Source organism: Janthinobacterium sp. 344 (assembly GCF_900112025.1).
Classification (GTDB): Bacteria; Pseudomonadota; Gammaproteobacteria; order Burkholderiales; family Burkholderiaceae_D; genus Janthinobacterium.
The window spans coordinates 35399-55648 of the sequence record NZ_FOKL01000009.1 but is presented as its reverse complement, the minus strand read 5'-3'; the positions used below and the strand labels follow the sequence as shown (position 1 = coordinate 55648).

Here is a 20250-nt window from a genome sequence, read left to right as displayed (position 1 = left end):
TGGGCGGATATTGGAACAGGATCAGTTGTGCGGAAAAACTACGGATCAGTTTTGACGGAGACAGGGGAGCGGGATTGAAGCGATACGAAGTGTTGGCGGAAGAGATGGCTGCCATGATCAGCACGCAGCTGCTGCTGCCCGGCGACAAGTTGCCGTCCGTGCGCCAGCAGCATGCGCGGCGCGGTGTCAGCCCGTCGACGGTGTTCCAGGCCTATTATCTGCTCGAAGCGCGTGGCATGATCGTCTCGCGTCCCCGTTCCGGCTATTACGTGGCGCCGCAGCGCGCCGCGCTGGCACCCGAGCCGGACAGTTCCCACCCCGTCGACGCCAGCACCACCGTCGACGTCAGCGACCTCGTCTTCGAGGTGCTGGGTGCCGTGGGCGCGCGCGACATCGTGCCCTTCGGCTCGGCCTTCCCCAGTCCGCATCTGTTCCCAATGGAAAAACTGGCGCGGGCCGTCTCGGCCAGCATGCGCCGCCTCGACCCGTGGAGCACGGTGACGGATCTATCCCTCGGCAATGCCGAGCTGCGCCGCCAGATCGCCTTGCGCTACCAGCAGGACGGCGTGCCCGTCTCCAGCGATGACATCGTCATCACGAATGGCGCGCTGGAAGCGCTGAACCTGTGCCTGCAAGCCGTCACGCGGCCCGGCGACACGGTGCTGATCGAGTCGCCCAGCTTCTATGCCTGCCTGCAGGCGCTGGAGCGGCTGGAACTCAAGGCCGTCGAGATCGCCACGAGCCCGCGCGACGGCGTCGACCTGGCGGCGCTGGAGGAGGTGCTGCAGCGCCACCAGCCCGCGGCCTGCTGGCTGATGACAAGTTTCCAGAATCCCCTGGGCAGCCTGATGCCGCCCGAAAAGAAGCGCGCGCTGGTCGCCTTGCTGGCGCGCCATGGCGTGCCGCTGATCGAGGACGATGTGTATGGGGAATTGTATTTTGGCCAGCGGCGGCCAGGCTTGACGAAGAGCCATGACGGCGCGGGCCTGGTCATGCATTGCAGTTCGTTTTCCAAGACATTGGCGCCCGGTTTCCGGCTGGGCTGGGCCGTGGCGGGACGTTACGCGCGCCAGGTCGAGCGCCTGAAGCTGACCACCAGCCTGTCGGCGCCGATCCCGCTGCAGATGGCGCTGGCCGATTACCTGGCGCAGGGCGGCTATGACCGCCATTTGCGCCAGCTGCGCCTGACCCTGGCCGCGCAGCAACACATCATGTTGCAAGCCATTGCCGTGCATTTCCCGCCCGGCACGCGGGTCACGCGGCCGCAGGGCGGTTACTTCGTGTGGGTCGAAATGCCGGTGGGCGTCGATGCGCTGGCCTTGCACCGCCGCGCGCTGGCGGCCGGCATCAGCATCGCGCCCGGCCCCATCTTTTCCGCCACGCGCGCGTTTCGCCACTGCATCCGTCTCAATTACGGCCACCCGTGGACCGCGCCAATGGAAGCGGCCATCGCCACCCTGGGGCGGCTGGCGCAGGCGGCGGCAAGCGGCACGTGAAAAAAAATCCCGTGCGGCAGCAAGTGTTTCATTCCAAAAAGAAATATTACTGTTATATTGATGTATCTATAACAAATGATGGGAATGATAATGGAAAACTCGCAGCCGGAAGTGGGTCGTACGCAAGATACGACGATCGCCATTCTGTCCCATATCGGCGGGCTGTTCACCAGCTGGGTGGCGCCGCTGATCATTTATTTGATCAAGAAGGACGATGCGGACAAGTTCTCGGCCGAGAATGCCCGCGAAGCGCTCAATTTCCAGATCACCCTGATCCTCTGGTACATCGCCTGCTTCATCCTGTCGTTCGTGCTGATCGGCCTTTTCATGTTCTGGCTGGTGGCGCTGGGGAACCTGGTGTTTTCCATCATTGCCGCCGTCAAGGCCAGCAATGGCGTCGTCTACCGCTATCCGCTGACCTGGCGTCCCGTCAAATAAGCTGGCGCCGGCTGTCCGGGTTTTATCCCGGGCGGCCGGGCAGTATCAGGAATGATGCAAAATCGGGCGCCACCGCGGTGGCAGCCCCTGTTTCGTGCGACCACAGCACGACCACGGGTTCGCCAGCCGGCCCCATTTGCGCATAATCAAAACAATAGTAGTCGCCCGTGCCGAACTGGGCAAAGGGCAGCAGGGAAGCGGCATCGCTGCCGTTCGCGCCCGTATTCTCCAGCCATTCCTGCCAGCTCGTCTCGTAATGGCGCGCTATCGATTCCCACGTCTTGCGTGCATTGGCCGCGTCGTAGACGGGAAATATGCACAAGGCGCCCAGCGCGCGGCCATTGTTAAGCAATAACCATTGCGCGTAGGACGGGGGCAGGGATCGCCCCAGCGCCTGTTCGGCGGCGGCGATCGCGTCCAGCGTGGTGCCGATGGCCTTGCTCTTGCTCATGTGGCTGGAGGGCGTGCCGCCTCAGGCGGCGACGGGCGGCGGGGCCGGCGGCGTGCTGGCGCGCGGGGCCTTTTGCGGCGCCACCTTGCCGCCGTCGGCGATCCAGCGGCGGTACACGCGCAGGGCCACTTGCGCATCGTCGGCCGCGTACAGGATCTGCTTTTCCGTCAGGCGCGACGTGGCCCAGTTGGTGGTGGAGATTTTTTTCGACTTCTGCAGGTGCAGGCCGAAGAACTTGGCGACGGCCGTCTTCGCGCCCAGGTCGTTGCGCTGCCCGCCGCGCAGGGCGACGGACAGGTCGAGCACCTGGGCCGGCGCGATGCCCAGCTTGGCGCGCAGGCGCTTGACGTCGTCGGACAGGCCGAAGCCCACCTTCAGGGTGGTGGTCGATTCGAGGATGGCTTTCAGTTCGGCCAGGGCCGGGGCCGGCGTGGCGCCCACCTGGAACAGGTAGGCGATGTCATCGGTGGCCAGCTGGATCAGGTGCGGTCCCGTGGAGGACTCGCCCTTCACAAAAGTGGGCTTCGATTCCGTATCGAAGCCGATGGCGTCCGCTGCCAGCAGGGCAGCCATGGCCGCCTTGGCATCGTCACTGGTGCGTACCAGCTTGACGTGGTCGAGTTCGATGCCCCGGTAGGGCGGCAGTGGCGGCGCGGCAGCGGTGTCCATGAAACCGGATCAGCCTTTGCGCGAGAATTTCGCGGTCAGCTGATTCAGTTTTTCCAGGCGCAAGCGGTTCGCTTCTTCGGCGGCGGCCGCATCGCGCTCGGCTTTCTTGCGCTCGGCTTCTTTCTTGAAGCGCTGCTGCAACACTTGCGTGGCGTGGTCGCGGTGGGTTTGCGTCACTTCCGCGCCGGCGGTGCCGTCGAGGTCGTAGCGCACCTTGGCTTTTTCCATCACGCGCAGGTAGCGCAGCGAACCCGTGTGGATGCCCAGCGCCGTGCGCATCAGCTTGCGGTCCAGGTCCGGCAAACGCGCCAGGATCTGCTTGTCGATACCGATCGACAAGGGCAGGCAATCGCGGAAAGGCGTGAATTGCTCCTGGAACTGCTTCAACAGGGCGCGCGCGGTCAATCCGGCGGGCGCCGGTGTGGCCGCGGCGGCGGGTGCCGCCGCTGGGGCTGCATCTGCTGGCGTGACAGGAGTGGTGGCTTGCTGGTCTGGCGTGGAGCTGGTCATCGACATCATTGGTTGGGCTATAAAAGGGGAGCATAGCACGCGCCACAGGCAAGTGCATTGTCTTTTTTGGCAACTTGACCTGCGATAAGCGGCTTCGCACTGCAGGGAGCACAGCGCGAAATACGGGAAATGTGTATAATGTCGGCTTGCGCTGATGACTGGGCCCTGTTTTTGATGGTCTGGCTCAGGTGTGCAGGGGATAGGAGCAGTGCGGTGCAGGGCGACAATTATTGGTATTTTTGATATCGGACATTCCGTTTATCAATTATCCAGATAACTGGCCTTCGTGCATAATCTTGCTCTCCGCTGTGTCTTCAATGAACAACAATAGATTCAAGCCCGTTCTGGTACGGGCTTTTTTTCATTCCGCAATGTACATCGCCTATTTATCTGACCCGGTTTCGGCCTCGCCGCTCCGCCTGCCGGAGGCGCGGGCTTTGAACGTTCCGATAGACAGGCGCCGCTGCCGTTGACGGCAGCCGCAACAACACGCTCCATCGAGTCCGGTTTCGCAGGCTTAGGTGGAATCATTCACTTCGCGCCGACACCATCTGGTCTCGCATTAAGAGATATCTCATGAAGAATACGCCAAAAACTTTAACGTTGTCCGCCAAGGCGCCACGCCCAGCCGCGGCGCCACTTGCCGTACCCAAAACGACTTTATCTTACTTCATCGATAATGCGCAAGCGAATCCGGAAGCCACCGTCACGACGGCGCCCACCGTCGTCACCGTGGTGAAGAAAAGCCGCTCGCGCCTGGCCGCCGTGCCGCCAGCCGAGTCGGCTGCGGAAGCGCCAGTGGCCGCAGCGGTCGTCGAGGCGGTTGCCGAGTCGGTCGACGCGGCGCCAGCCAAGGTGCCGAGCGTGAAAATCGCCCCGGCCGTCAAAGTGGCCGTCGCGCCGCGCAAGGTCAGCGAAAGCGCCGCCACGAACAAGGTGGTGACGGCGGCCCGCTCGAAAGTCGTGCGCGCCAAGCCGGAAGCGGCGCCCGTGACCATCATCAGCGGCGCGCAAGTGGTCAGCAAGACCACCGATGCCGACGCCCTGGCCGCCATCGATACGTCGAATTATTTCTTGCCGACAGTCAAGGTGCCTGGCCGCCGTGGCCGTAAACCAAGCGAATTCACGCCGGAAAACGATGAAGTGGCAGCACTGAACGCCGTCGAACGCGCCGAACTGAAGGCCGTCTCGAAAGCGCGCGACCGCAAGGCCAAGGGCGGCCTGGCCGATGCGCTGGGCGATCCGGAAGCGTCGGCAGCGGACCTGGAACGCCGCCGCAAGCAGATCACGGGCTTGATCAACATGGGCAAGGAACGCGGTTTCCTCACCTATGCCGAGATCAATGACCAATTGCCGGAAAATATTATCGATCCGGAAGCGATCGAAGGCATCATCGCCACCTTCAACGACATGGGCATCGCCGTCTACGAGCGCGCCCCTGACGCGGAAAGCCTGTTGCTGACAGACAACGTTGCCACCGTCACCAGCGACGATGAAGTGGAGGCGGCTGCCGCCACGGCCCTGTCGACGGTCGACTCCGACTTCGGCCGCACCACCGACCCCGTGCGCATGTACATGCGTGAAATGGGCGCCGTGGCGCTGCTGACGCGCGAAGGCGAGATCGAGATCGCCAAGCGCATCGAAGGCGGCCTGAAGGACATGATCCAGGCCATTTCCGCCTGCCCGACCACCATCGGCGAAATCGTCGCCCTGTCGCAGAAAATCGCGCGCGACGAGATCAAGGTCGATGAAGTGGTCGACGGCTTCGTCGATCTGAACGAAAGCAATGCCCCGGCGCCCGCCGCTGCCGCCGCGCCGGCCGCCGCCAGCGATGAGGACGAAGAGGAAGAGGAAGCCGAGGAGGAAGACGGCGACGCCAATGGCGGCGCGGCCGGCTTCTCCAGCGAGCAATTGGCGCAGCTGAAAAAGAATGCGTTGGAGAAATTCAACGTCATTTCCACGCAGTACGACAAGATGCGCAAGGCGCCCGAGGGCTACAACTCGAAAGCCTACATCAAGGCGCAGGAAGCCATTTCGCAGGAATTGCTGGGCATCCGCTTCACGGCCAAGGTCGTGGAAAAGCTGTGCGACACCCTGCGCGGCCAGATGGAAGAAGTGCGCCACATCGAGCGCGCCGTGCTGGAACTGTGCGTGAACAAATGCGGCATGCCGCGCGCCCACTTCATCAAGGTATTCCCGGGCAATGAATGCGACCTGGAATGGGTCGACCGCGAAGTCGACTGCAAGTACCCGTACAGCGCCATCCTCAGCCGCAACGTGCCGGCCGTCAAGGAACTGCAAAAGAAGATGATCGACCTGCAAGCGCGCGTGGCCCTGCCACTGGCGGACTTGCGCAAGATCAACAAGCAGATGGCTGCGGGCGAAAAGCGCGCGCGTCACGCGAAACGCGAAATGACGGTCGCCAACTTGCGCCTGGTCATTTCGATCGCCAAGAAATACATCAACCGCGGCCTGCAATTCCTCGACCTGATCCAGGAAGGCAACATCGGCCTGCTGAAGGCCGTGGATAAATTCGAATACCGCCGCGGCTACAAGTTCTCGACCTACGCCACGTGGTGGATCCGCCAGGCCATCACGCGTTCGATCGCCGACATGGCCCGCACCATCCGCGTGCCGGTGCACATGATCGAAACGATCAACAAGATGAACCGCATCTCGCGTCAGATCATGCAGGAAACGGGCAGCGAACCGGACCTGGCGACCCTGGCCGTCAAGATGGAAATGCCGGAAAACAAGGTACGCGAAATCATGAAGATCGCGAAAGAGCCGATTTCCATGGAAACGCCGATGGGCGAAGATGGCGATTCGCAACTGGGCGACTTCATCGAAGACAACACGACGCTGGCACCGCTGGATGCCGCGCTGCACGCCTCGATGCGCAACGTGATCAAGGAAGTGCTGGACTCGTTGACGCCGCGCGAAGCGAAAGTGCTGCGCATGCGTTACGGCGTGGAAATGTCGAACGACCACACGCTGGAAGAAGTGGGCAAGCAGTTCGACGTGACGCGCGAGCGCATCCGCCAGATCGAGGCGAAAGCCATGAGCAAGCTGCGCCAGCCTTCGCGTTCGGACAAGCTGAAAACGTTCCTGACACAGAACTAAGCGTTCAGCAGGCAACAAAAAAGAGGCGCAAGCCTCTTTTTTTTCGTCTGTACTGTCGTGGTCTACATGAATCGCGTGCGCGCCCCCAGCAGACCCATGCGGTAGTTGCGCTGCAGCTTGTACAGCACCACGCCGCTGGCGCCGATGACGAAGGTGATGACCAGCCAGTCCAGCGGGTTGCCGCGCTGTGGTGGCGGCGCCGCGCGCGACGAGACGGCAAAAGCCTGGAATTTATGCCCCGTGTAGATGGCGCCCACCACTAGGCCGGCGTCCGTGATCTTGTTGGTCAGGTACAGGCCGTCGTCGCGGCGGCGCACCGTCATCACGCCGTCCTTGTAGACAAAGGTCATCGGTTCATAGCCATTGATCTTGACGCTGCCGACGACATGCCCGGCCGCATTCACGGCCGTGGCGTAGCTGTCGCCCTGGCCGATCATGGCGCCCAGGTCGAGCATGCGCTTGCCGTCCCAGGCGAAGGCATGCCAGCGGCGTTTTTCCGTTTCCGAGGCGCCCACGACCAGGCCCGCGTCATTGATGGCGGTGGCCGAGCTGATGCGCCCGCCAGGCAGGGTGCCGATTTCCTGCATGCCCGCACCGGGGCGGTAGACGAAGGCGCGGCGGTAGCCGTCGCTGCGCTGCGCCGTGCCCACCACCACGCCATGCGCGTTCAGGCCGCTGGCATAGCTGCTGGCGCCGCCCAGCGTGCCCAGGTCTTGCAGGCTGTGGTCGGCCTGTGTGACGAACGCATGGAAGTCGCCGCCGCTGGTATCGGCATAGCCGGCCACCTTGCCATCGCGCGTGATGGCCGTCGCATAGCTGCTGTTGCCGCCCAGGGTGCCCAGGTCGCGCATGCCGCCCGCTTCCTCGTAGCGGAACGCATGCCAGGCGCCGCTGGCGGTCTGCGCGGAACCGACCACCACGCCATGGGCATTGATGGCCTTGGTAAAACCTTCATTGCCGCCCAGGGTGCCCAGTTCGCGGATGCGGCCGTGCTGGTAGATCACGGCGCGGCGCCGTCCTTCTTCTTCCGTGATGATGCCGGCCACCAGGCCCGCCGGGTTCAGGTCGGAAGCGATGCTGCCATCGCCGCCTTTTTCGCCGAAACCATGTTCGGCGTAAATGCTGGCGCCGGCGAGGGGTGTGGCGCACAGCAACAGGAGCAAGGTCAGGCGTGGGGCGGCGGACAGGCAGGAGAACCGTGGCGGCATGATAGTTTCCTTAAAGAAAAAACTCACTATACTTTTTTACGTTGTCACTGCATACCTAAATTTCTACTATTTTTAGTAACTTTTGCAATGTCATGCCCGCGCCGCGGCCGGGCGGGGCTGCGGCAGGTGGATCGCCAGCGCCGTGCCCTGGCCCGCCTGGCTGTCGATGCGCAGCTCGCCACCGAGCGCATGCACGCGCTCGCGGATGCTTTTCAGGCCGAAGGCGGCCTGCTTGCCGTCGTCGCCCGGCTGCATGCCGATGCCGTTGTCGCTGATGCGCAGCACGATGGCGTCCTCGTCCTGTGCCAGCGCCACCTCCACTTCGCTGGCCTGGGCGTGGCGCACGATGTTCGACAGCGATTCCTGCAGGACGCGGAAGATGGCCGACGTCTGGCGCTGGTCCAGGCCCAGGTGCTGCGCGTCGCTGGCGATGCGCAGGCGGTAGCGGATGGCGCTCCGGCCCTCCATCTGGCGGATCAGCCACTCGGCGGCCGGCCCCAGTCCCAGTTCCAGGGTGCTGGGGTGCAAGTCATTGATGATGGTGCGCACGGAACGGATGGTGGCGTCGATGGTGTCGAGCACGCGCTGCGCGTGGCGGTGCAGGCGCGGGTGCGTGATGGCCGTGCGCGCGTGCAGCAGCGAGACGTCGATGCGCAGCACCATCAGGTTTTGTCCCAGGTCATCATGGATGTCGAGCGCGATGCGCCGCCGCTCCTCTTCCTTGATGGTTTGCTGGTGGTCGGTCAGCTCGCGCAGCTGGGCCAGCGTGCGCTGCAGGTTTTCCTCGTTGCGCTTGCTGTCGGTGATGTCGATGCCCATGGCGATGATCATCTGCGGCTTGCCGTCGGCATCGAAGACGGGCTTCTTATGCGTCTGCACCAGGCGGTTTTCCTGCAGCTGGGCATTCCACACGAGTTCTTCGCGGATCACCACCTGGCGGCTGGCAAATGCCTGCTGGTCGGCCGAGAGGAAGCCCGTGTTTTGATCAGCGGGGAAGTGCCGCAAGTCGCGCCCTTCGGCCACATCCTGGAAGCGCACGCCCCATTGCTGTTCGCAGGCCTGGTTCATCAGCAGCAGGCGCGAATCGGCATCCTTGAGGAAGAGCGACAGGGGCATCATCGAGATGATGTCCTGCAGCCGTTCCTCGCTGCGCGCCAGGGCCGCTTCCGTCTGCGCGCGCATGGCGACCTCGGCACTGAGCAGGGCATTCACGTCCTGCAACTGGGCCGTGCGCAGCGCCACGCGGTTTTCCAGCTCCGCATGGGCCAGGCTTAAGGCCTGCTCGGCGTGTTTGTGTTCGGTGATGTCGCTGGCCAGCACCAGGGCGCCCGTCAGCTTGCCGTGCCGGTCGTACAGGCGGCGTCCGCTGATCATGGCCCAGCGTTCCGTGCCGTCGCTGTGGCGGTATTGCAGTTCACCCATGCAGCTTTGTTCCTGCGCGCGCAGCAGCGGGCACAGGCGCAGCAAGGTGGCATGGTCGTAGTATTCGCTCATTCTGCGGCCCAGCAACTGGTCCGCGGGAATACCCAGCATATCGCTGAGGCGCTGATTGATGTGCAGGATGGTGCCTTGCGCATCCGTTTGCCACATGCCGTCCTGCGCCGTCTCGCTCAGGTCGCGGTAGCGCATGGTGCTGGCGTCCAGTTGCTGGCGCGCGCTGGCCAGGCAGGTGCGCAGCTGGTGCATCAGCCACATGGCCGTGCCGGCGGCTGCCACCAGCAGCAGGGCCAGGCAGACATGTTCCCAAAAATCGAGTCCCGGCCAGGCCGCGCCCGACAGCCAGCCCAGCATGACCAGGATCAGTGCGGCGCATGCCGAACCCAGCGTTTCAATCGACCATTTACTCATCCGCGCCCCTGGCGTCGTGGTTGGCCGCTGCGGTGCCCTTGGCGCCGGAGTGGGGGGAAGTATCCGACGCTAGTGTAATGGGTTTTGTTGTCTTATTGAGAATAATTTTCCAACAGGAAAGCAAAAAAAAGGCCGGCGTCGATGGCGCCGGCCTCGTTTTCCGATCCGTCTGCCCTTGTCAGCCCGTGTTGCGCAGGCCGGCCGCCACGCCGTTGATCGACAGCTGGATGCCGCGATGGACCCGTTCGTCGATCTTGCTTTCACTGGACAGGGCGCGGTTGCGCTTGATCAATTCCACTTGCAAGTGGTTCAGCGGATCGAGGTAGGCGAAGCGGTTCTGGATCGAGCGGGCCAGCAGCGGATTGCCGGCCAGGCGTTCCGTATTGCCCGTGATCAGTTCCAGGCATTGCAGGGTGTTGCCATGCTCGTCCGTGATGCGCTTGTAGATGCGTTCGCGCAAGCCCTGGTCGGCCACCAGTTCCGCGTAGCGCGAGGCGATCGCCAGGTCTGTCTTGGCCAGCACCATGTCCATGTTCGACAGCAGGGTGGCAAAGAACGGCCAGTCGGCGTACATGGCGCGCAGGGTGGCGATCCTGTCATCCTTCGACGCTGGCGCGCCGTCATGGATCCACGCGTGGATGGCGCTGCCGAAGCCGAACCAGCCGGGCAGCAGCAAGCGGCACTGGCCCCACGAAAAGCCCCAGGGGATGGCGCGCAAGTCTTCGATGCGCTGGTTGGCCTTGCGCGAGGCGGGGCGCGAACCGAGGTTCAGCTCGGCAATTTCCGCGATCGGCGTGGCCGAGAAGAAATACTCCGTGAAGCCCGGCGTTTCATACACGAGGTCGCGGTAGGCGTGATAGGCCAGGTCCGACAGTTGCGCCATGACCGCTTCGAACTGCGCCAGCTGGCTGTTGCGCGCCGGGTTGGCTTCCTGCGGCGCCAGGCTCGCTTCCAGGGTGGCGGCCACCAGCAATTCCAGGTTGCGCCGGCCGATTTCCGCGTTGGAGAATTTCGAGGCGATGATCTCGCCCTGTTCCGTCAGGCGGATCTGCCCGTTGACGGTGCCCGGCGGCTGGGCCAGGATGGCTTCGTAGCTGGGGCCGCCGCCACGGCCCACCGTGCCGCCGCGGCCATGGAACAGGCGCAGCTTGACGCCGGCCTTCTGGAAGTCGGCCACCAGCGCCAGTTCCGCCTTGTACAGTTCCCAGTTGGAGGTGAGAAAACCGCCATCCTTGTTCGAGTCGGAATAGCCGAGCATGACTTCCTGCAACTGTCCCTGCTTGGCGATCAATTGTTTGACCAAAGGCAAGGCCATCACCTGGCTCATGATGCCGGCCGCGCGCTGCAGGTCGGGGATCGTTTCGAACAGGGGGATGACCATCAGCTCGCACGTGCTGTCGCCGTCGCCACCGGCTGTCCGGTCGGTGCGCAGCAAGCCCGTTTCCTTTTGCAGCAGCAGCACTTCCAGCAGGTCGGACACGGTTTCCGTGTGCGAGATGATGTAGTTGCGGATGGCCCGCGCGCCGTAGCGCTGGCGGATGTCGCGCGCCGCGCGCAGGATCGCCAGCTCGGAATCGGTCTCGGTGGCGTAGCCGATGTAGGGCGAATACAGCAAACGCGGCTGGGCCAGCTCATTGAGCAGCAGGGCCTGCTTGTCCGCCTCGGCCATGCCGGCGTAGTCGGCGGCCACGCCGCTCTTGGCGAACAGGTCGGCCAGCACGCGCTCGTGCACGTCGGAGGTCTGGCGCATGTCCAGCGAGGCCAGGTGGAAGCCGAAGATGTCGGCCGCGCGCGCCAGGGTGGCCAGGCGCGGGCGCACGAGGGCCGCGCCATGGTGCGCTTCGAGCGAGGCGACGATGGTGCGCAGGTCCAGCACGAAGGCGGCCGCATCGGGATAGGCGGCGGCCGGCCCCACTTCCTTGCGCAGGATGTTGGTGGCGCCCAGGGCGCGGGCGGTGGCGGCCAGGCGCGCATAGATGCCGATCAGGGCGCGGCGGTACGGTTCGTCGCTGCGGTGCGGCGAGGCGTCCGGCGACTGGTCGGCCAGCGCCTGCAGTTCGCCGCTCACGCCCACCATCAGCGTCGAGACGGACAGTTCCGCGCCCAGGGTGTGCACTTCGTCAAGGTAAAAGTCGAGGATGGTGGTGGCGTGGCGCGCCAGCGCGTGCTGCATGGTGCCCGCGTTGACGTTCGGGTTGCCGTCGCGGTCGCCGCCGATCCAGCTGCCCATCTGCACGTAGGCGGCATTGATCGGTTCGACCGTGCCGTCGCCATTCGGGTATTCGGCGGCGATATCGTCCTCGATGTCGTCGTACAGGCCCGGCAGCTCGCGCAAAAAGGTGATGCGGTAGTAGGACAGGGCGTTCTCGATCTCGTCGGCCACCGTCAGCTTGGAATAGCGCAGCATGCGCGTCTGCCACAGCGTCGATACGCGCGAGCGCAGCAGCTGCATGTTGGCGTGGCGTTCCTTCGGCGTCAGCGGCAGGTCGCGCTCGGCCAGCAGGCGGGCGATGTCGTGCTCGGCGTCGAGGATGCTCTTGCGCTGCACTTCCGTCGGGTGCGCCGTCAGCACGGGGGCGATCAGCGCATCCTGGAAGAAGGTGTCGACGGTCTTGCGCGGCACGCCGGCGGCGCGCAGCTTTTTCAGCGCGAAGCTGACGCTGCCTTTCTGCGCCGGCGAGCCGGCCAGCAGGTGGGCGCGGCGGCGGCGGATGTGGTGCTGGTCCTCGGCGATATTGGCCAGGTGCGAGAAATAGGAAAAGGCGCGCACGACGGAAATGGTCTGTTCGCGGCTTAGTTCCTTCAGCATGGCGTCCAGTTCCAGCGCGGCATCGGCGTCCGCCTCGCGGCGGAAGCGCACGGACGTCTGGCGGATGGTTTCCACCACGTTGAAGACGGCGTCGCCTTCCTGTTCCCGCAGCACGTCGCCCAGCAGGCGGCCCAGCAGGCGGATATCTTCTTTCAGGGGCGCATCCTTGTCGGCGCCGGCCGGTGGGACTGTTTCTGGTGCTACAGCGTCATTGAGCATAATAAAGAACCAAAGTAAGTGGAAAAGCAAGGGAATGAAGATCGCACCGGGCGTTTGGCCGCAGGGGGAGGGGGCGCATGATAAAATTTATGGTCTTTAACATGGACGCCAGCCTGACTTGGCCGTGTAGGCAAAGGGATAACGATTATAGCCACGGCGGGCGCGATATCGCGCATCACGCATGCCACATCGCGTGGCGCGGCCCGCGAAACAACAACGACAGCGAAAGAACTTGTTTTGAAAGCATCCGAATTGACCCAGAGTATTCCTTCCCGGCTGGTGATCGCCTCGCGCGAGAGCCGTCTTGCCATGTGGCAAGCTGAACACGTGCGCGCGCGCCTGGCCGCCTTGTATCCACAGTGTAGCGTCGAAATTCTCGGCATGACCACACGCGGCGACCAGATCCTCGACCGCGCCCTGTCCAAGGTAGGCGGCAAGGGCCTGTTCGTCAAGGAACTGGAAGTGGCGATGGAAGATGGCCGTGCCGACCTGGCCGTGCACTGCCTCAAGGATTTGCCGATGGACTTGCCGGAAGGGTATACCCTGGCCGCCATCATGGAGCGCGAAGATCCGCGCGACGCGTTTGTGTCGAACGACTATGCCAGCCTGGACGCGCTGCCGCATGGCGCCGTGGTGGGCACCAGCAGCCTGCGCCGCCAGGCCCTGATCGCCGCCCGCTACCCGCACCTGACCATTTTGCCCCTGCGCGGCAATCTCGATACGCGCCTGGGCAAGCTGGACCGTGGCGACTATGCCGCCATCATCCTCGCCGCCGCCGGCCTGAAACGCCTGGGTCTCGCGGCGCGCATCCGCGCGCTGCTGGCGCCGGAACTGAGCCTGCCAGCGGCGGGCCAGGGCACGCTGGCCATTGAAATCATGGGCCAGCGCGCCGATGGCGTCGACCTGCAGCGCCTGCTGGCGCCCCTGAACGACGCCGAGGCGACGCAAGTGTCGCTGGCCGAGCGCAAGGTATCGCGCATCTTTGGCGGCAGCTGCCAGATTCCCTTGGCCGCCTACGCCACCGTCGACGGCGACACTATGCGCCTGCGCGCCATGGTCGCCACGCCCGATGGCGCGCGCATGGCCAGCGCCGAAGCCAGCGGCCCGGCCAGCGCGCCGGAATTGCTGGGCGAGCAAGTGGCCGCGCTGCTGCGCGCGCAGGACGCCGCCGGCATCCTCGCCTCGTGTGCCGTCACGCCCGACAACCATGAAGGCCTGGCGCCGCATGCCTGACACCGTGGTGATCACGCGGCCCGCGGCGCAAGCGGGGCCGCTGGCCGCCAAGGTCGCCGCCCTGGGCTTGCCCGTGCAACTGCTGCCGCTGCTGGAAATCCATGCCCTCGACGGCGAACAGGAGCGCGCGCAGCTGCAAGCCGTGCTGGCGCGCCTGCAGCAATTCGATCTGGTGGTGTTCGTCTCGCCGAACGCCATCGACTGCGTGTTTGCGCATTTGCCGGCCTGGCCGGCCGGCGTGCCGCTGGCCGTGGTGGGCGAGGGCAGCAAGATGGCCCTGGCCGCGCACGGCGTCACGGATGCCAATGCCAGCATCACCAGTCCGCTCGATACGGCGCGCAGCGATTCCGAGCATTTGCTGCTGGCGCTGGACCTGCCGGCCCTGCGCGGCAAGCGCGCGCTGATCGTGCGCGGCGATGGCGGCCGCGACTTCCTGGCCGAGGGCTTGCGGGCCGCCGGTGCCAGTGTCGAATTCGTCACCGCCTACCGCCGCTGCGTGCCAGCCTTGACGCCGGCCTTGCGGGCGACCCTGGAAAACTTGTTGCAGCATAATAACGACTGGATCATCACGAGCTCGGAAGCGCTGCGCGGGTTGCTGGCATTGCTGGCTGCGCTCGATGACAGTGGCAGTGAAAATGGGGTTGTTGTGAAAATGCAACAGCAGCATCTGATCGTGCCACACGCCCGCATTGCACAAACGGCGACCGCCCTGGGCTTTGCCCGGGTCACCTTGACAGGATCAGGCGACGCAGGAGTGCTCGCCGCGTTACAATCACGACCATGAACGAAATGCCTACCATCTCCGAAACGAATGCATCGCCTGGCAGCGCCGTGAAGACGGCGCCGCAGGCGGCCGACCAATCCGCTGGCCGTGCGCCGACCCTGCTCGAACAGCTGCAAAAGCCCATGAGCATCGCCGTCATCGTGCTGGCCGTGCTGCTGGCCGCGCAAAGCTGGTCGACCAGCAAGCAGATCCGCAGTCTGCGCGAAGAAGTGGCCAAGCGCCTGCAAAAAGGCGATGTCAGCAATGCCGAAACGGGCGTGCTGGCGCGCACCGTGCAAGAAGGCACGAAAGAGCTGCAGATCAAGGTGGGCGCCCTGGAAAACCGCCAGAGCGAAACCCAGAGCCAGCAGCTGGCGCTGGAACAACTGTATAACGACTTGTCGAAGAACCGCGACGAGTGGGCGCTGACGGAAATCGAGCAAGTGCTGTCGACCGCCAGCCAGCAGCTGCAACTGGCAGGCAACGTGCCGGGCGCGCTGATCGCCCTGCAAAACGCCGACCGCAGCCTGTCGCGCTCGGACAAGCCGCAATTCATCACCATCCGCCGCGCCATTGGCCGCGACATGGAAAAACTCAAGGCCCTGCCCAGCGTCGATTCGACGGGCGTGGCCCTGCGCCTCGATGCCGTGATCGCCCAGATCGATGCCTTGCCGATGCTGTCCGACGAAACGCCGGCCTTGCCGGCCGCGCCGGAAAAGCCGGGCAAGGCCAAGGCGGGCGCCAAGCCCGTGCGCGATGCCGCCGGCAAGCTGGTGGGCCCGCCCGCGCCGGAACCGCTGCTGCAGAAAGTGCGCGACGGCTGGGACACCTGGAGCAGCGACATGTGGAGCGACGTGCGCCAGCTGATCCGCATCCGCAGAGTCGATACGCCGGAAGCGCTGATGCTGTCGCCGACGCAGTCGTATTTCTTGCGTGAAAACGTCAAGCTGCGCCTGCTCAATGCCCGCATGGCCCTGTTGTCGCGCAACGAAACGGCGTTCAGGAACGACTTGATCGCCGCCCAGGATGCGCTGGCCAAGTATTTCGATACGCGCGCCCGCAGCACGCAGACGGCGCAAGCGCTGCTGCGCCAGGTGCAGGCCAGCAACCTGGCCATCGAAATGCCGACCTTGTCCGACAGCCTGGCGGCTGTGCGCAACTACAAAGCGAAGTCCTGAGCCCATGCGTCTATTTCTCTGGTTACTCGCCCTGATGGCCGCGGCGATCGGTATCGCCGTGACGGCCCGTTTTAACCCTGGCAACGTGGTACTGTTCTATCCGCCGTACCGCATCGACTTGTCGCTCAATCTGTTCCTGCTGCTGCAGGTGCTGCTGTTCGCGCTGCTGTATTTCCTGCTGCGCGCCGTGCGCGCCACCGTGCGCATGCCGGCGCAAGTGGCCGCCTACCGCCAGCGCAAGCGTGAGCGCGACGGCAACAAGGGCTTGCGCGAAGCCTTGAAAGCCCTGTTCGAAGGCCGTTTCGGCCATGCGGAAAAAGCCGCCCTGCGCGCCGCCGAACTGGAAGAAAACGCGGGCCTGGCCGCGCTGATCGGCGCGCGCGCCGCGCACCGCATGCGCCAGTCCGAACGCCGCGACAGCTGGCTGGCCCGCGTCGAAGGTGATGCCAGCCTGAAGACGGCGCGCCTGATGACGGTGACGGAATTGTTGGTCGACGACCACCAGCCGGAAGCGGCGCTGGCCGCCGTGCGCGAGCTCAACGCCAGCGGCACGCGCCACATCCACGCGCTGCAATGGTCGCTGAAGGCGGAGCAGCAGGCGAAGAACTGGCCGGAAGTGCTGCGCCTCGTGCGTTCGCTCGACAAGCACCGCGCCCTGCATCCGGCCCTGTCGTCGCGCCTGCGCGAGCTGGCCTACGACCATTTGCTGTCCGACCCGACGCACGACGCCGAATCGCTGATGCGCGTCTGGTCCACCGTGCCAAGCGCGGACCGCGTCAAGCCGTATATCGCCTGCCGCGCCGCCACGGCCCTGAACGCGCGCGGCCTGCACGACGAGGCGCGCCTGGTGTGCGAAGAGTCCTTGGCAGCCGACTGGGACGACCGCGTGGTGCGCGCCTACCGCGAAGCGGCGGCGCCCGCCGGCACGCCGGCCTTGCTGCTGCAGATCGAGCATTGCGAACAGTGGCTCAAGCAGCGTCCGCTCGATGCGGAGCTGGCGCTGACCCTCGGTTCGCTGTGCCTGAAGCAAAAACTCTGGGGCAAGGCGCAGCGCCACCTGGAGCAAGCCCTGTCGGACGCCAACGAGCCGCAGATGGTGCGCGAGGCGCACCTGAAGCTGGCGCAGATGCACGATGCCTTGCAGCAAACGGAACAGGCCGCCGCGCATTACCGGCAGTGTGCCCTGGCGACCATCCTGTAAGGCGTTTCTCCAGACGTAACAAAGCCGTTCAGTGCAGACTGAACGGCTTTTTTTATGCGCGCGCGTTCCTCCCGCCGGCTTGGCGCATTGCCGCCGGTGCGTGCCCGTGGGCAGAGCTCTGTCATCGGCTGCGCCCGGTGAAGGCCCGTCTCGCCGGCGCCAGCCCGCCATGCAGCCGGCGTCCACGTAAAAACGGCCCGGTCGATGATTCGACCGGGCCGTCTGGCATGCAGTTAATGTCGTGCCTGGCTTATTTCTTTGCGTCGGCTTGCTTGCTGGTCGTTCCTTCCGGCAAGGCATACGCCACCAGGGTATCGCTCATCTTCGTGCCCAGCGAACCGTGGCCGCCGGCCATGACGACGACGAACTGGCGTCCCGACTTGTTCGACACATAGCTCATCGGCGTGGCCTGGCCGCCAGCCGGCAGGCGGGCTTTCCAGATGACCTTGCCGTTGCTGACATCGTAGCCGCGGATGTAGTAGTCGAGCGTGCTGCTGAGGAAAGTCACGCCACCGGCCGTGGTGACCATGCCGCCCAGGCTAGGCACGCCCAGTGGCAGGGGAATCGGCACGGGGCCGCTGTCGCGCGTGGTGCCGTTCTTGTGCATCCACACTTTTTTCATGGTGCGCAGGTCGACGGCGGCCACATAGCCCCAAGGCGGTGCCTGGCATGGGAAGCCCAGCGGCGACAGGAAGGCCTTGATTTCCACGGCGAACGGTACGCCCGTCTGTGGCTGCAAGCCCATTTCGCCGCCCGTGCCGCCCTTGGCCGTCGTTTCCGCGCGCGGCACGAGTTTTTCCAGGAAGCCCATGTAGTCGGGATTGACGATCAACAACTGGCGCACGGGATCGACGGCTGCGCCGCCCCATTCGAAGATGCCCAGCGGGCCCGGCGAGATGACGGCGCCCTTGCCGGCCGTTTGCGGCGTGAACGGGCCTTCATAGCGGCGTTCCTTGAAGATGATGCGGCAGGCGAGCTGGTCGAACGGCGTGGTGCCCCACATGTCCGCTTCGCTGATATTGCGTTCTGGCAGGAATGTCAGGGCCGAGAACGGCTGCGTGGGCGACAGCGTGTCGCCGGCGGCCGGATTGCTCGTTGGCACGGGTTTTTCCGGCGCCGGCACCACCAGGCTGCCGTCGCGGCGGTCGATCACATAGATGTCGCCGCGTTTCGTCGTGGCCACGACGGATGGCACCTTGCCCTTGGGCGTGTCGATGTCGACCAGGGTAGGCTGGCCGCCGATGTCCATGTCCCAGATATCGTGGTGCACGGTCTGGTAAGCCCAGCGCACTTTACCCGTCGCCAGGTCCAGCGCGACGATGGCGCTATTGTATTTCTCGCCATTCTTGTTGCGGTTGCCGCCCCAGGTGTCAGGGGTTTCATTACCCATAGGAATGTAGACCATGCCCAGCTTTTCATCGATGCTGGCCACGCCCCACGAGTTGGGCGAGTTGTTGACGTAGTTCTTGCCCTCAGGGAAGGGGGCCGTATCTTCCGGCGTGGCCGGGTCCCAGTTCCACAGCAGCTTGCCGGTGACGGGATCGTAGCCGCGGATCACGCCCGATGGCTCTTCCGTCGAATGGTTGTCCGTCACGCTGGCGGCGATCACGGCCACGTTTTGCGCCACGGCTGGGGGCGAGGTCGGCATCAGGAAACCGCGCTTGATCATGGCCATGTTTTTATACAGGTTGACGACGCCGTTGTTGCCAAAGCTCTTGCAGGACTCGCCCGTATCGGCGTTGACGGCGATCATGGTGCCGTCCATGGTCGGCGCCAGGATGCGGCGCGGGCATTCCATGCTGGCCGCTTCGGGCGCAGGATTGTTCTTGGCGCGGCCCGCGTTGACGTCCCAATATGCCACGCCACGGCAGATCATGTGCTGGTAGCTGGCCGCGTCGCGGTTGATCTTCGGATCGTGGCGCCAGATTTCCTTGCCCGTATCCGGATTCAGGGCGATGACGATATTGTGCGGCGTGCACAGATACAGCATGTCGTTGACCTTCAGCGGCGTGACTTCGTTGGCGATCTCGCCCGGGTCGGTCACGCCCTTGAAGTCGCCCGTGTGGTAGGTCCAGGCTTCTTTCAGGCCGGAAATGTTGGCAGGGGTAATCTGCGCGGCCGGGGCATAGCGGTCGCCATAGCCGGAGCGGCCATACGCGGACCAGTCATTGTGCTCGACGCCGGGCGCCAGGTCGCCCGTGGCCGTGGCGGCCATGTTGTCCGCTGGCACCTCGCCATGCAGGTCATGGTAATCCTGGAACAGGGCGATGACGCCGGCGATGACGGTCAGGGCCACGGCGGCGGAGAGCGCCGTCTTGCCGGCCTGTCCCTGTTTCTCGGCGGCGGGTGGCGCCAGGCGGCGGCTGACGAAAGGCAGCAGCAGCCAGACGGCGGCGGCAAACCAGATGTCCAGGCGCGGCAGCAATTGCCACCAGTCGAATTTCACTTCAATGACGGACCAGACCAGCGTGGCAAACAGCAAGAAGGCGAGGAAGGGCTGCGCGCTGCGGCGTCCCTTGAAGACGAGGCCGCCAGCGACCAGCATGCCTATGCCAGCCAGCAAGTAGTACCAGGAGCCGCCGAGACTGGCCAGCCAGATGCCGCCGCCCAGCAGGGCGAGGCCAAACAGAATGAAAATAACGCCGGTGACCTTTAATAAAGGCCCGGGCCGGTAAGAGGGAGTCATATTATTCCTTTTTGCAAGGATTTATCGGTGGCGCATTGAAAGCGCCATAGTCAATTCAGGGAAGGCGTCGATTGCAGAATATACAAAGTTTGAAATCACCAGAATGTGACAGTTTATCAGAATTGATGATTGTCTTCTGGTCGCGCCATTTTTTTCAGGGCATTCAATTTGAATCGAATAAACTCTTCAAATAAAAGCAAATATTATGCTGGAAAGGGCGGAAAGGCGTCTTCCAGGGGCGGGAGATGGGAGGCATGCAGCGGGGGCGGTAGAAAATACTGCAATGGGCGCATCCACCTGCGCGGCAATGGCGAGGCGATTCGCGGCGCTGCCACTATTATAGAAGACTGCAAAAAATACAATATTATTTATAATATGCGTGCCGATGTGCTGATTATGTGCCGAGGCACGATTGCGG

The 20250-nt window shown here is 64.2% G+C and carries 14 protein-coding genes; 7 read left to right on the top strand and 7 right to left on the bottom strand.

Going from position 1 to position 20250, the window contains the following annotated elements:
- Positions 1–74: 74 nt before the first annotated feature.
- Complete coding sequence (locus tag BM193_RS21910) at positions 75–1496, top strand: aminotransferase-like domain-containing protein (RefSeq protein ID WP_092801050.1); 1422 nt, start codon at positions 75–77, stop codon at positions 1494–1496.
- A 90-nt stretch (positions 1497–1586) separates the two neighbouring features.
- Entirely contained in the window at positions 1587–1934 is a 348-nt protein-coding gene (locus BM193_RS21905) for a DUF4870 domain-containing protein (RefSeq protein ID WP_092801053.1), read from the top strand.
- Positions 1935–1956: 22 nt separating this feature from the next.
- Here BM193_RS21905 and BM193_RS21900 read toward each other — a convergent pair whose 3' ends face one another.
- The 3 genes from BM193_RS21900 to BM193_RS21890 are packed head-to-tail and all read right to left on the bottom strand — an operon-like array spanning position 1957 to position 3573.
- Positions 1957–2385, bottom strand: a complete 429-nt coding sequence (locus BM193_RS21900) for an SMI1/KNR4 family protein (protein ID WP_092801056.1) — start codon at positions 2383–2385, stop codon at positions 1957–1959.
- 21 nt (positions 2386–2406) lie between these two features.
- Positions 2407–3054 carry a 3'-5' exonuclease gene (locus tag BM193_RS21895; protein WP_092801059.1) on the bottom strand — a complete coding sequence of 216 codons (648 nt, stop codon included), beginning with the start codon at positions 3052–3054 and terminating at the stop codon, positions 2407–2409.
- Between the two features lie 9 nt (positions 3055–3063).
- Positions 3064–3573, bottom strand: a complete 510-nt coding sequence (locus BM193_RS21890) for a ProQ/FINO family protein (RefSeq protein ID WP_092801062.1) — start codon at positions 3571–3573, stop codon at positions 3064–3066.
- A 567-nt stretch (positions 3574–4140) separates the two neighbouring features.
- Between BM193_RS21890 and rpoD the strand changes: the two genes are divergently transcribed.
- Positions 4141–6687 (top strand): RNA polymerase sigma factor RpoD, encoded by a 2547-nt coding sequence (gene rpoD / locus BM193_RS21885; RefSeq protein WP_092801065.1) that lies wholly within the window; start codon positions 4141–4143, stop codon positions 6685–6687.
- 62 nt (positions 6688–6749) lie between these two features.
- On the opposite strand, the gene BM193_RS21880 is transcribed toward rpoD, so the two are convergent.
- From BM193_RS21880 to ppc, 3 genes are all read right to left on the bottom strand, one after another.
- A complete protein-coding gene (locus BM193_RS21880) occupies positions 6750–7895 on the bottom strand; it encodes a hypothetical protein (RefSeq protein WP_092801068.1) in 1146 nt (381 codons plus the stop codon).
- Between the two features lie 90 nt (positions 7896–7985).
- Positions 7986–9743 carry a PAS domain-containing sensor histidine kinase gene (locus BM193_RS21875; RefSeq protein ID WP_092801071.1) on the bottom strand — a complete coding sequence of 586 codons (1758 nt, stop codon included), beginning with the start codon at positions 9741–9743 and terminating at the stop codon, positions 7986–7988.
- A 178-nt stretch (positions 9744–9921) separates the two neighbouring features.
- Positions 9922–12771: a phosphoenolpyruvate carboxylase gene (gene ppc, locus BM193_RS21870; RefSeq protein ID WP_092801074.1), complete on the bottom strand. Its 2850-nt coding sequence runs from the start codon at positions 12769–12771 to the stop codon at positions 9922–9924.
- Positions 12772–13023: 252 nt separating this feature from the next.
- On the opposite strand from ppc, the gene hemC reads away from it, so the two are divergent.
- The 4 genes from hemC to BM193_RS21850 are packed head-to-tail and all read left to right on the top strand — an operon-like array spanning position 13024 to position 17146.
- Positions 13024–14004: a hydroxymethylbilane synthase gene (gene hemC, locus BM193_RS21865; protein WP_092801200.1), complete on the top strand. Its 981-nt coding sequence runs from the start codon at positions 13024–13026 to the stop codon at positions 14002–14004.
- Positions 13997–14788 (top strand): uroporphyrinogen-III synthase, encoded by a 792-nt coding sequence (locus BM193_RS21860; RefSeq protein WP_092801203.1) that lies wholly within the window; start codon positions 13997–13999, stop codon positions 14786–14788. The genes hemC and BM193_RS21860 overlap by 8 nt, the downstream gene beginning before the upstream one ends.
- Positions 14785–15945 (top strand): uroporphyrinogen-III C-methyltransferase, encoded by a 1161-nt coding sequence (locus BM193_RS21855; protein WP_092801077.1) that lies wholly within the window; start codon positions 14785–14787, stop codon positions 15943–15945. The genes BM193_RS21860 and BM193_RS21855 overlap by 4 nt, the downstream gene beginning before the upstream one ends.
- 4 nt (positions 15946–15949) lie before the next feature.
- The gene (locus tag BM193_RS21850; protein ID WP_092801080.1) at positions 15950–17146 is read left to right on the top strand and encodes a heme biosynthesis protein HemY; all 1197 of its coding nucleotides are present in this window, start codon (positions 15950–15952) and stop codon (positions 17144–17146) included.
- A gap of 250 nt (positions 17147–17396) precedes the next feature.
- On the opposite strand, the gene BM193_RS21845 is transcribed toward BM193_RS21850, so the two are convergent.
- The gene (locus BM193_RS21845; protein WP_092801083.1) at positions 17397–19832 is read right to left on the bottom strand and encodes a membrane-bound PQQ-dependent dehydrogenase, glucose/quinate/shikimate family; all 2436 of its coding nucleotides are present in this window, start codon (positions 19830–19832) and stop codon (positions 17397–17399) included.
- Positions 19833–20250 lie beyond the last annotated feature (418 nt).

Coding starts and splice junctions, on each gene's coding strand:
- BM193_RS21905 (WP_092801053.1), top strand. CDS start 1,587: ATGGAAAACTCGCAGCCGGAAGTGGGTCGTACGCAAGATACGACGATC.
- BM193_RS21900 (WP_092801056.1), bottom strand. CDS start 2,385: ATGAGCAAGAGCAAGGCCATCGGCACCACGCTGGACGCGATCGCCGCC.
- BM193_RS21895 (WP_092801059.1), bottom strand. CDS start 3,054: ATGGACACCGCTGCCGCGCCGCCACTGCCGCCCTACCGGGGCATCGAA.
- BM193_RS21890 (WP_092801062.1), bottom strand. CDS start 3,573: ATGATGTCGATGACCAGCTCCACGCCAGACCAGCAAGCCACCACTCCT.
- rpoD (WP_092801065.1), top strand. CDS start 4,141: ATGAAGAATACGCCAAAAACTTTAACGTTGTCCGCCAAGGCGCCACGC.
- BM193_RS21880 (WP_092801068.1), bottom strand. CDS start 7,895: ATGCCGCCACGGTTCTCCTGCCTGTCCGCCGCCCCACGCCTGACCTTG.
- BM193_RS21875 (WP_092801071.1), bottom strand. CDS start 9,743: ATGAGTAAATGGTCGATTGAAACGCTGGGTTCGGCATGCGCCGCACTG.
- ppc (WP_092801074.1), bottom strand. CDS start 12,771: ATGCTCAATGACGCTGTAGCACCAGAAACAGTCCCACCGGCCGGCGCC.
- BM193_RS21860 (WP_092801203.1), top strand. CDS start 13,997: ATGCCTGACACCGTGGTGATCACGCGGCCCGCGGCGCAAGCGGGGCCG.
- BM193_RS21855 (WP_092801077.1), top strand. CDS start 14,785: ATGAACGAAATGCCTACCATCTCCGAAACGAATGCATCGCCTGGCAGC.
- BM193_RS21850 (WP_092801080.1), top strand. CDS start 15,950: ATGCGTCTATTTCTCTGGTTACTCGCCCTGATGGCCGCGGCGATCGGT.
- BM193_RS21845 (WP_092801083.1), bottom strand. CDS start 19,832: ATGACTCCCTCTTACCGGCCCGGGCCTTTATTAAAGGTCACCGGCGTT.